A 6599-nucleotide genomic window follows, 5' to 3' on the forward strand; every position below is an offset into this window, starting at 1 on the left:
TCATCCTCCGTCAGGTCGAAGCGCTGCCGGGCAGGTACCGAGGCAGGAAAAAGAGTCGCACGTAGCATCGTGTGGAAAGCTTCCAGCGGCAGCTTATTTTTAGTTGAGAAGTCGAACGGTTCACTTACCAGACTGTCCCCCGCCATGTAGCCTTTCCCAAGTTTATCAATCCGGCGAAAATCGAACGGGTCGGCATTGTAAGCGGCAGGCTGAGCGTGAATCAGCGAGCCGTCTTCCCGCACGAAGCGAATCGGATTAGTGTGGCGGTTTTCTTCCGCCGACATGCGCACAAAACGGTGCGTGATGTGGGTGTCAGCGTAGCCCATGCCGTGCAGACGACGGTTGATTGCTTGCTGGCCCACAAATTCGTACAGCCGACTGTAGGGGTCATTTTCACTTACTAAAAAAGCTTTCCTGATAAAATGTGCTACCGACGGAAAGCCGATTTGGGCCGTAGTGTCGTACCATTCACGGGTTTGCCCGCCGAAGGCACTGTCGAACTGCATGGGCGTAAATTTGTCCACGCCCGGCATATTCATGCGATTGATTTTTTCCAAAGACAGCAATACCAAAGGTAGTTTGACGATGGAGGCGGGATTGAAGTAAAACGTACTATCCAGATTGAAAGCGAAATCCGTAAATGTCGGTTTGTTCCGGGCGTTGCGGTCGATGCGGGTGTAGAGGATTTGGAGCCGATACTTTTCAGGCTGCCGAATCACTTCCTGGAAAACAGGATTTTCGTTTTGAGAAAAAAGTTTGGTGAGAAAAGCGTCCGTCTTGGGCTGAGCCAGCGCATTTGGTACAACCGAGAAAATGATGAACAGATAACTGATTACAAGCGCATTCCTGGGCATTGAAAATGGTTTTAAGCCAATCAAGAAAAACGAAAATAGCTAAAACCTGAGACTGCGGCAGAATCCGGCATCAATAACCGGATGAAAAGCTAAGCAAACTCCCCGAATAGCCCCTGCTCAGCAAACCTGATTGGCACTCGGATGCTCACAGATCGACCAATAGTCGTAGATGACCTTGATGGTTTGTTTGATTTCGTCGTATCCGCTGCATTTCTTAAAATATCCCTGAACTGTCAACTTGTTATAAGCTTCGTCGACCGAGTCCTGGTCGATAGAAGTGGAGTAAAACACATAGGGAATGCATTTTTTTTTCAGGTACTCGCTCTGATCAATTTGGTGTTTGAACTCGATGCCATTGATTCCGGGCAGGTTCACATCACTCAGAATGAGGAATGGTTTTTCCGAAGTGGATTTAAGGTACTCGAAAGCTTTGGCACAAGTGGGATACCACACCACCGGATTGTCTATCCCAAGGTCTTTCAGAACCATGGTCAGAATTTCTTTGTCGTCGGAATCATCTTCAATTAGAACGATCGTGTCGTGTCGCATGAGCGGGCATAAAAAGCATGAGAATAAAGGAAGGTTTATCAAGTTAGGCATAAAATCCTGGCTTCCCCTAACTTTGTCCTTTCAAATCCCGTTAGGGAAACACATCGTCATCGAGAAATTACCCCATCCATGTATCAAGAAGAGCCTATCGTGATACCCCAACGCCACGCGCGACCTTTCATCGGGGAAGAAATGAAACTGACCAGTTGGTCGGACGTTCAGCCTTTTTACGAAGACCTTAAAACTCGGAAAACCAATAACGTTGCCGACCTGCGGCAGTGGTTTTTGGATCGCAGCGAATTGGAGTCCTACCTGTCTGAAAACTTTGCCTGGCGCTATATCCGTCAAACCTGCGACACAGCCAACGAGGAATTGGTACAGGCCCTGCAGTTTTTCATTAGCGAAATCCAGCCTAAGTTGGCCGTCTATGGCAACGACCTGGATAAAAAAGCCGCCGACAGCCCTTTTCTGAGCGAATTGACGGACACGGGATTCGACATCACGATTCGCAGCATGAAGAAGGCCATCGAGATTTTCCGCGATGAAAACGTGCCGCTGCAAACCCAACTCCAAACCGAGGAGCAGAAGTACGGCTCCATCGCCGGGGCCATGACTGTGACGCTGGATGGCGACGAAATGACGCTGCAAAAAGCAGGCGACCGTCTCTTTACCACCGACCGCGCTGTCCGCGAAGAAGCCTGGCGGGCCATCAGCGACCGTCGTTATCAGGATCACGAAACGCTGGACGAACTGCTGAACACGCTGGTCAAACTACGCGATGAAGTGGGCCGCAACGCGGGCTTCGCCAACTACCGCGACTACATGTTTGCGGCAATGGGCCGCTTCGACTACACGCCCGAGGACTGCTTCACGTTTCACGCTGCCGTGCGCGAAGCTGTGGTGCCGCTGCTCGAAAACATGGCGCAGCAGCGCAAGGACACACTGCAAGTCGATTCGCTGCGCCCCTGGGACACCAAAGTCGATCCGCAGGGCCGCCCGCCACTAAAACCTTTCGCCAGCGGCGACGAACTGCTCGCCAAAACGATTCGCTGCTTCACCCGCCTCGATCCTTTTTTGGGCGATTGTCTGCGGATTATGAAAGCCATGGGCCACCTCGACTTGGAATCACGGAAAGGCAAGGCACCGGGCGGCTACAACTACCCGCTGGACGAAATCGGTGTGCCGTTTATTTTCATGAACGCCACCTCCAACCTCCGCGACATGGTAACGTTGCTGCACGAGGGCGGCCACGCCGTGCATTCGCTTGTCACGCGCGATCTGGCCCTGAACTCTTTTAAGCACACACCTTCGGAAGTGGCTGAGTTGGCCTCCATGTCGATGGAATTGCTCACGATGGATTTTTGGGACGAATTTTTCGACAACGAAGAAGACCTGCGCCGCGCCAAGGTGCAGCATCTGGAATCGATCATTGAAACCCTACCCTGGGTGGCCACGGTGGACAAGTTCCAGCACTGGCTCTACGAAAACCCCGCCCACACCGACGCGCAGCGCACCGACGCCTGGGTCAGGATTTATGAAGAATTTACGGACTCAGTGATGGAATGGACGGGTCTGGAGAAGTACCGCGCCTACGCCTGGCAGCGGCAGTTGCATATTTATCAAGTGCCATTCTACTACATCGAGTATGGGATCGCACAATTAGGAGCCATCGGCGTTTGGAAAAACTACCGCGAGAATCCCGCGCAGGGTTTGAAGGGCTACCTCGACGCGCTGAAACTAGGCTACACGGCCCCCATCGGTCAAATTTACGAAGCCGCCCGCGTGCCGTTCGATTTCTCCAAAAAGCACATTACGGAATTGATGGAGTTTGTGCGTCAGGAATTAGCGGATCTAAATACCTAGAAGCTTGCCATCGCACTTATTTCATAGAGTTGTCAAGCGCAAAGACCGCAATGATTGACCAGCGAGAGCAAAAAAAGCCGGGCCATTCAGCCCGGCTTTTTTCAACTCACCTACATTCATCACCTTTCTAAACGATCATGAATTGCTGATTCTGAGCCGTTGCTCAAAACTCTATACCTTTAATGTCTGCTCAGCGGTGTCGATACCCGACTTAGCTTTGTCGGCTACGTTTTCCACCTTGTAGTTGTAGCTGTCCTTGACGTCTTCCTTAGTCTCGGCGGCTTTGTCCTTATACTGGTCGATTTTGCTTTCCACTTTTCCCGTCACACCGCCCGGTGTGCCGAGGCCCGTTTGGTCTTTCACTTCATCAACAAAACCCACTACTTTATCACGGGCGTCGTTAAACTGGCCTTTGTAGCCGTTGATCTTGTCGGACAGTTGCTCGCGGGTTTTCTTACCGGAACGCGGGGCGGTCAAATAACCAATGGCCAATCCGGCCAATAACCCTCTCAGGAGATTTTTCATGATTTTCTGTTTTTTGATTGCAAGATTGAGATTTACTGTATTCCTGACTTACTAAAATTTTGCCAAAGCACATATATGGCGATTTTCTGTCCAATCAACTTGAGGCTGGGGCAGAACTACCACATTTTTTTTCAAAATGAACAATGGAAATATAATTCTTGCACACCTTGTCTGGGTGCAGGAATAGAAGATTTCTTCGAACGGGTTCTTACGGGTCTAGAGATAGGAGCCGTGATTCTTGTCCTCGCTTATTTCATGAAAGAAAAGATGGGAATCCTGATTCAGAAGACTTTCTTGCTTCTCAATAGTACACCTCCGTCGGGTGGCTTTCCAACTTTTTGATATAAGGCAAATATGCCTGCTCGGATTCCTGCCGGAGGAACGGATTGCCACGCAGGTGCAGTTTCTCCAAATGCACGAGTTCCGTCAAAGGCGCTGGGAAAGTCGCGAGGTTGTTGCCGGACATGTCCAATTCCCGCAATTCTTTAATTGCCAATATTTCTTTGGGCAGGACGCTGTAAAAATTATATCCCAAATCGAGCAAATACAAATTCTTAAAGCGCGTTATTCGCTCGGGCAAACTACTCAGATGATTGTGATGCGCGTAGAGTACTTGCAACCTTTTTAAGCGATCGATGCGGGCGGGTAGCGCGGTGAGTTGGTTATTAGCCACGGCCAGGTGGCTGAGCTTCCTCAGTTTAGTGACTGACTTCGGCAGTTCCGTGAATTGATTGTAGTACAAATCCAACACCTGTAGGCGGCGCAGCTTGCGAAGACCGTTCGGCAGCGTCGCGAGGTCGCAGCCATAGAGGTTCAGGTCGTTGACGCTGCGCAGATGGCGAAAACTACGGTTGCTGAGAGCCAGTTCCTTGTTACCGCCTAACCACAGGCTTTCGAGTCGCTTGCACGAGCGGGCAGCGTCGGGGAAGTCCGTCAGGCCGTTGGTGTGGAGATTCAGGATTTTGAGCGACTTATTCCTAGTCAGTTTCAGTTTGTCGTGGCCAATCTGATTCATACGCAGATCCAGGTTTTTTAGCTTCGGTAGCCGGGCCATGTCCAGGTTCAGGGTGGTGAGTTTGTTGTCGTGCAGATCTAGCACTTCCAGGTTCGGGAAGCGGTAAATGAGATCGTAGGGTACTTCGGTCAGTTCCAACTGATTCAGATGAAGACCCTTGATTCTTAGCGTGTCCACCTGGGTGCGGGCCGCTTCGAGGGTGCCGATCAGGCTATCGCCGCTGCGCACTTTGCGGGGAGTAACCGGACGCCCCATCGAGAACATTCCAGAGAATTTAAATTTTTTCCCTCCACTTTCTTTCAGTTCCCAGCCTATTAGATTTGCCGGAAGGTTGTCACTCAGGTTGGCTCGTAAAAAATCGCTCGTAACTTTTGCGCCGAAAATACCATAAACCAGCAGATCAATTTTGCCCGATTCATTGACATAGGCAGTATAATTTAGCACATAGTTAGTCATAGCGCTTTTGCTCACTGTTGCTTTGATGATTTTTACCAGGCTTTCGTTGAATGATTGCCTTCCTGCTCCGTCCGGTATTATGCCGGGATAGTCTTTAGCGAGCTGCTGGGTAGTGAGGGCGCTATTTTTAAAATCCTCGCGAGACACTACCTTAGGCTGCGCCTGCAAATTCCCGAAAATCAACAGAAAAGACAAAAAGATAAGATTTTTCATAGCACGACGGGTTTAGGTGAAAGTACTTTTCTGCAAACTTAACTAAACAACTAGTTTTTTTGCGAAAAATATTTCGCGCCCGCCGATTTTTTCATATCGTGGGATTACCTTGCCTATTAAATCTGTATGGAAAAGAAAAACAGTCCCCAAAAAGCCAAACTCACTTTGGTCTTGTTTATCCTTTTGTTGCTGGCGGGAGTGTTAAACTTGCTTTTGCTGCTGCTGAAGAATGACTTCTACGGGGGCACCCACCCCACGGACGATTACCTGACGCTGACGGCCAATGTGCTGTTTGTGCTTTCCAGTATGGCGGGGATTGCCATTACGCTGTCGAATATGCGGGGGAAGCGTTGATTAGAGAATTTGAAGACTACCGAATCACCATCACCGACCCGCGCAGCTTTTCTCGGCGACGGTCGGGGTAGTACTCGCTGCCGTAGGTGATGACGTAAGGGTACGCCCCTGGCTGTACTTTCAGGTTCTTGTAAGTGCCGTCCCACTTCTCGTCGATGCTATTGGCGGCGTAAATGACCTCGCCCCAGCGGTTATAGACCTTTATCTCAAAATCTACAAAGTACAGCCCGAAGACATCGAGCAGGTCATTGTTGCCATCACTATTTGGTGTAAAGGCGTCGGGAACGTAAATGCGCGGGTCGCAGCGATCCACCACCTGCGTGGTGTCGGCTAGTGTGCAGCCTTCCCGGTTGGTGGCGATAACGCGGTACTGCCCCAGACGGCTGACCGTAATGCTGCTGGTGGTATCGCCCGTTTCGGGCCAGAAGTACTTTTGGTTCGAGCCGCCTCGGCTGTCCAAAATGGCGGTGCCATTTTCGGGCGTACATAACGGCGACTCGGGGGCGAGTTCCAGTTTGGGTGACGGTAGGAAAACCAATTTCACAGAGCCGCTGCCGCTGCATCCGGCTAAGGTGGCCGTGACGGAGTAAGTACCCGTAAAGCGTGGGTTGATGCTGGAGGTTGTTTGCCCGTTCGACCATTGGTAAGTTGCTTCGCTGATGGTGCCAGCTACCAGTTGGAATTCGGGATCGTAACAAAGCGTCGTGTCCGGGCCGAGACGGACATTCGGAGCGGCTTTCACATTTACGGTGCGGTCGTCGGAGGCCACG

The 6599-nt window shown here is 50.8% G+C and carries 7 protein-coding genes; 2 read left to right on the top strand and 5 right to left on the bottom strand.

The genetic code is table 11. The features are described from left to right. Both ACEW8P_RS16900 and ACEW8P_RS16905 read right to left on the bottom strand, forming a co-directional pair. Positions 1–854: serine hydrolase (locus tag ACEW8P_RS16900; RefSeq protein ID WP_373514249.1), on the bottom strand; the 854-nt coding region annotated here is incomplete at its 3' end. A gap of 117 nt (positions 855–971) precedes the next feature. Then, positions 972–1403: a response regulator gene (locus ACEW8P_RS16905; protein WP_373514250.1), complete on the bottom strand. Its 432-nt coding sequence runs from the start codon at positions 1401–1403 to the stop codon at positions 972–974. A 129-nt stretch (positions 1404–1532) separates the two neighbouring features. Between ACEW8P_RS16905 and ACEW8P_RS16910 the strand changes: the two genes are divergently transcribed. Further along, positions 1533–3266: a M3 family oligoendopeptidase gene (locus tag ACEW8P_RS16910; RefSeq protein WP_373514251.1), complete on the top strand. Its 1734-nt coding sequence runs from the start codon at positions 1533–1535 to the stop codon at positions 3264–3266. A gap of 171 nt (positions 3267–3437) precedes the next feature. Here the strand turns inward: ACEW8P_RS16910 and ACEW8P_RS16915 are convergent, their stop codons facing one another. Both ACEW8P_RS16915 and ACEW8P_RS16920 read right to left on the bottom strand, forming a co-directional pair. Next, positions 3438–3791 carry a YtxH domain-containing protein gene (locus tag ACEW8P_RS16915; protein WP_373514252.1) on the bottom strand — a complete coding sequence of 118 codons (354 nt, stop codon included), beginning with the start codon at positions 3789–3791 and terminating at the stop codon, positions 3438–3440. 301 nt (positions 3792–4092) lie between these two features. Further along, positions 4093–5475, bottom strand: a complete 1383-nt coding sequence (locus ACEW8P_RS16920; RefSeq protein ID WP_373514253.1) for a leucine-rich repeat domain-containing protein — start codon at positions 5473–5475, stop codon at positions 4093–4095. Between the two features lie 126 nt (positions 5476–5601). On the opposite strand from ACEW8P_RS16920, the gene ACEW8P_RS16925 reads away from it, so the two are divergent. Then, positions 5602–5829 carry a hypothetical protein gene (locus ACEW8P_RS16925; protein ID WP_373514254.1) on the top strand — a complete coding sequence of 76 codons (228 nt, stop codon included), beginning with the start codon at positions 5602–5604 and terminating at the stop codon, positions 5827–5829. Between the two features lie 16 nt (positions 5830–5845). Here ACEW8P_RS16925 and ACEW8P_RS16930 read toward each other — a convergent pair. Then, positions 5846–6599 (bottom strand): gliding motility-associated C-terminal domain-containing protein (locus ACEW8P_RS16930; RefSeq protein WP_373514255.1); only part of this gene is annotated, 754 nt, incomplete at its 5' end.

This window comes from Persicitalea sp., from assembly GCF_041751555.1.
Classification (GTDB): Bacteria; Bacteroidota; Bacteroidia; order Cytophagales; family Spirosomataceae; genus Persicitalea.

Excerpts from the sequence above, each read along its gene's own strand:
- ACEW8P_RS16925 (WP_373514254.1), top strand. The coding sequence starts at position 5,602 with ATGGAAAAGAAAAACAGTCCCCAAAAAGCCAAACTCACTTTGGTCTTG.
- ACEW8P_RS16910 (WP_373514251.1), top strand. The coding sequence starts at position 1,533 with ATGTATCAAGAAGAGCCTATCGTGATACCCCAACGCCACGCGCGACCT.
- ACEW8P_RS16915 (WP_373514252.1), bottom strand. The coding sequence starts at position 3,791 with ATGAAAAATCTCCTGAGAGGGTTATTGGCCGGATTGGCCATTGGTTAT.
- ACEW8P_RS16905 (WP_373514250.1), bottom strand. The coding sequence starts at position 1,403 with ATGCGACACGACACGATCGTTCTAATTGAAGATGATTCCGACGACAAA.
- ACEW8P_RS16920 (WP_373514253.1), bottom strand. The coding sequence starts at position 5,475 with ATGAAAAATCTTATCTTTTTGTCTTTTCTGTTGATTTTCGGGAATTTG.